This window comes from Variovorax sp. YR752, assembly GCF_943372545.1.
In genome coordinates this window covers 1-4,270 of the sequence record NZ_CALRZC010000388.1, presented here as the reverse complement: position 1 = coordinate 4,270, position 4,270 = coordinate 1, and the positions used below count along the sequence as shown (strand labels likewise).

Below are 4,270 nucleotides of genomic sequence, written 5' to 3'. Positions count from 1 at the left end.
GTGCTCGGCGGGCGCAACATCACCAACCTGCCGGCCGCGGGCCGCGGCACGGCGATGATGTTCCAGAGCTACGCGCTGTTCCCGCACCTCTCGGCACTCGACAACGTCGCCTTCAGCCTGAAGATGAAGGGCGTCGACAAGGCGGTGCGGCAGAAGAAGGCGGCTGAACTGCTGGAGCGCGTCTCGCTCGGCCACCTGGCGCACCGCAAGCCGGCCGAGCTGTCCGGCGGCCAGCAGCAGCGTGTGGCGCTGGCGCGCGCGCTGATCACCGAGCCCAAAGTGCTGCTGCTCGACGAGCCGCTGTCCGCGCTCGACCCCTTCCTGCGCATCAAGATGCGCGCCGAGCTGAAGGCCTGGCAGAAGGCGCTGGCGATGACCTTCGTGCACGTCACCCACTCGCAGGAGGAGGCGATGGCGCTGGCCGACCAGGTCGTGGTGATGAACAACGGCCGCATCGAGCAGGACGCCTCGCCGCACGCTCTCTTCAACGCGCCGCGCAGCGAGTTCGTCGCCCGCTTCATCGGCGGGCACAACGTGATTCCGTCGCCGGCCGGCCTGATGGCGGTGCGCTGCGACCGCACGAAGCTGTCGCGCGCCCCGCTGCCCGAGGGTGAGCATGCGATGGCCGCCACCGTGCGCGCCGTCGAGTACCAGGGCAGCTACGTGCTGCTGACGCTGGCCGCCGAGCGTGTCGCCGAATTCAACGTGCAGATGCCCGAGGCCGAGTTCGACGCCGCGCCCTGGGCCAGCGGCGACAGCGCCTGCGCCCACTGGGAACCCGCCGCTGTCCATGCGCTTGCGGCCTGAGCGCCGCATGCACCCCTTCCGTTCACCCGACCCGAACCCACCCGAGGAGAAGCACATGACCGACAACACCCGCCGCAGCCTGCTCAAGGGCACCGCCGGCATCCTGGCCACGGGCATGTTCCCCGCCGTGCACGCGCAGGAGAAGATCACGCTGCGCTACCTGGGCACCGCGGTGAACCAGGACAAGGCGATCGCCGAGAAGTTCAAGGCCGACACCGGCATCACCATCCAGTACGTCGCCGTCAACACCGACGAGGTGACCAAGCGCGCGGTGACCTCGCCGAACAGCTTCGACCTGATCGACACCGAGTACTTCTCGCTGAAGAAGATCGTGCCGACCGGCAACCTCAAGGGCATCGACGTCAAGAAGATCAAGAACGCCGACAAGATCACCACGCTGTTCACCACCGGCATGGTCGGCGGCAAGGCGGTCGGCGACCAGGGCACTGCGCCGAAGAAGGTGATCTACCTCGAGGGCGAGAAGAGCAAGGTGTTCGCCAAGTCGCCGACGCAGTTCATGTCGCTGATCCCGACCGTCTACAACGCCGACACGCTGGGCATCCGCCCCGACCTGATCAAGCGCCCGATCGACAGCTGGGCCGAACTGCTGAACCCGGAGTTCAAGGGCAAGGCGGCGATCCTGAACATCCCGTCGATCGGCATCATGGACGCGGCGATGGTGGTCGAGGCCAAGGGGATCTACAAGTACCCCGACAAGGGCAACATGACCAGGAAGGAAATCGACCTGACGATCAAGACGCTGATCGAGGCGAAGAAGGCCGGCCAGTTCCGCAGCCTGTGGAAGGACTTCAACGAGAGCGTCAACCTGATGGCCTCGGGCGAGGTGGTGATCCAGTCGATGTGGTCGCCGGCGGTCACTGCGGTGCGCACCAAGGGCATCCCCTGCGTGTTCCAGCCGCTGAAGGAAGGCTATCGCGCCTGGGCGGCCGGCTTCGGCCTGCCGGCCACGCTGTCGGGCAAGAAGCTCGACGGCGCCTACGAGTTCATCAACTGGTTCCTCGACGGCTGGGCCGGCGCCTACCTCAATCGCCAGGGCTACTACAGCGCCGTGCTGGAGACCGCCAAGGCCAAGATGGAAGCCTACGAGTGGGCCTACTGGATGGAAGGCAAGCCGGCGACGCAGGACATCAAGTCGCCGAACGGCGACCTGCTGGCCAAGGCCGGCAGCACCCGCGACGGTGGCTCGTACGAGCAGCGCATGGGCGGCAGCGCCTGCTGGACCGCGCTGATGGACGAGAACACCTCCATGGTCCAGAAGTGGAACGAATTCGTCGCCGCGTGATGGCCCCCCCCCGTAGCGCCTGCGGCGCTCCCCCCCAGGGGGGCGCCGCCAGCGGACCGGCGAAGCCGGATCCGCGGCGGCCGCTTGAGGGCGGCTTCGCTGCGCTTGCCGGGCTCCGCTGCGGAGCGGTGGGTTGAAGGCGTCTTCGCTCAAGGCTGGCACGCCGGCCTGGCTGCAGGCACTGCCCTTCGCGGCGGTGTTCGCCTTGTTCTTCATCGCGCCGCTGCTGCTGATCGGCGCGGTGAGCTTCTGGCCGACCAGCGACTACGAACTGATTCCCGGCTTCACCGGGCAGAACTACGTCTCGATCTTCGAGGGCTGCGCCAACCTGGCCGAGCCCTGCGTGACGCTGAAAACCTACTGGTCGACGCTGCGCTTCTCGCTGCTCACCTGGGCGGTGTCGCTGCTGCTGGGCTTCACGATCGCCTACTTCCTCGCCTTCCACGTGCGCAGCGCTGGCATGCAGACGGTGCTGTTCGTGATCTGCACCATCCCGTTCTGGACCAGCAACGTCATCCGCATGATCTCGTGGGTGCCGCTGCTCGGCCGCAACGGGCTGGTCAACCAGGGGCTGATGGGGCTGGGCGTCGTCGAGCAGCCGGTCGAGTGGCTGCTGTTCTCCGAGTTCTCGGTGGTGCTGGCCTTCGTGCACCTGTACACCATGTTCATGCTGGTGCCGATCTTCAACTCGATGATGCGCATCGACCGCTCGCTGCTCGAGGCCGCCGAGGACGCCGGCGCCAACGCCTGGCAGACGCTGTGGAACGTGATCGTGCCGCTGTCGCGCACCGGCATCGTGATCGGCTCGATCTTCGTCATCACCATCGTGATGGGCGACTTCGTCACCGTCGGCGTGATGGGCGGCCAGCAGATCGCCTCGGTCGGCAAGGTGATCCAGGTGCAGACCAGCTACCTGCAGTTCCCGCTCGCCGCCGCCAACGCGGTGGTGCTGCTGGCGGTGGTGCTGATGATCATCGTGGCGCTCACACGCATGGTCGACTTGCGCAAGGAGTTGTGAGCATGGCCCGCGAAGGACGGCAGAAGGGCTTCTGGCCGCTGGCCTTCGTGTTCGGCCTGTTCGTGCTGTTCCTCTACGGCCCGGTGATCACGATCTTCGTGCTCAGCTTCCAGGGGCCGGAGGGCGGGCTGACCTTCCCGATGCGTGGCTGGTCGCTGCACTGGTACCGCGAGCTGTGGGAAGGCCTGGGCGTGGTCGACATCGGCGCGGCCTTGCGCCGCTCGCTGCTGCTCGGCACCGTGGTGATGGGGCTGACGGTGCTGCTGTCGCTGCTCGCCGGCCTGGCCTTCCGCAAGAAGCTCGCCGGCGGCAACCTGCTGTTCTACGTGACGGTGGCCAGCCTGATCATGCCGTCGATCATCGTCTCGCTGGGCATCGGGCTGCAGTTCCGCCTGCTCGACGGCGCGATCAAGTGGCTGCTCGAGGCCGCCGGCGCCACCGGCCTGCTGGAGACCTTCACGACCTCGCTGGGCATGTTCAGCTCCGGCCTGGGCGCACACCTGACCTGGACATTGCCCTTCGGCCTGCTGATCATGTTCGCCGTGTTCAACCGCTTCAACCCGGCCTACGAGGAAGCCGCACGCGACCAGGGCGCGACGCCGTGGCAGACCTTCGCGCACGTGGTGCTGCCGCTGATCGGCCCGTCGGTGGTCGGCATCGGCATGTTCGGCTTCACGCTGAGCTGGGACGAGATCGCCCGCTCCTCGCAGGCGATCGGCGACCTCAACACCCTGCCGCTCGAACTGCAGGGCCTGACGACCACCGTCACCACGCCGGCGATCTACGCGCTGGGCACGGTGACGACGCTGGTCTCGCTGCTGGTGATCGCGCTGGCGCTGGCCGCCGCTGCCTGGCTGGGGCGGCGCAGCCGGCGCCGCGCCTGAGGTCGTGGCCACCCGGCGCGTCCCGGCGGCGCCGCCGCCGGCCATGGCGGCCGACCGGGTCTACGAGGCCATCTATGCGGCGGTGATCGACCACCGCCTCGCCCCCGGCGCGCGGCTTCGCGAGGAGGAGCTGGCGCAGGCCTTCGACGTCTCGCGCACGCTGGTGCGCCAGGCGCTGCACCGGCTCGCGCAGGACGGCGTGGTGCGCCTGCGCCCCAACCGTGGCGCGCAGGTGCCCGAGCCGACGCGCGAGGAGGG

5 protein-coding genes are annotated in these 4,270 nt (G+C 68.1%); all 5 read left to right on the top strand.

Features of this window, described 5'->3' with window-relative positions; all coding sequences use genetic code 11:
- A partial coding sequence (locus tag AAG801_RS40780) for an ABC transporter ATP-binding protein (protein ID WP_341893573.1) occupies positions 1-807 on the top strand: 807 nt, incomplete at its 5' end.
- Between the two features lie 55 nt (positions 808-862).
- Complete coding sequence (locus tag AAG801_RS40775) at positions 863-2,110, top strand: extracellular solute-binding protein (RefSeq protein WP_341893572.1); 1,248 nt, start codon at positions 863-865, stop codon at positions 2,108-2,110.
- A gap of 133 nt (positions 2,111-2,243) precedes the next feature.
- Entirely contained in the window at positions 2,244-3,128 is an 885-nt protein-coding gene (locus AAG801_RS40770) for an ABC transporter permease (RefSeq protein ID WP_341893571.1), read from the top strand.
- A 2-nt stretch (positions 3,129-3,130) separates the two neighbouring features.
- Positions 3,131-4,012: an ABC transporter permease gene (locus AAG801_RS40765; protein ID WP_341893570.1), complete on the top strand. Its 882-nt coding sequence runs from the start codon at positions 3,131-3,133 to the stop codon at positions 4,010-4,012.
- A gap of 4 nt (positions 4,013-4,016) precedes the next feature.
- Positions 4,017-4,270, top strand: a 254-nt coding sequence (locus AAG801_RS40760; protein WP_341893569.1) for a GntR family transcriptional regulator, incomplete at its 3' end; no start/stop codon positions are given.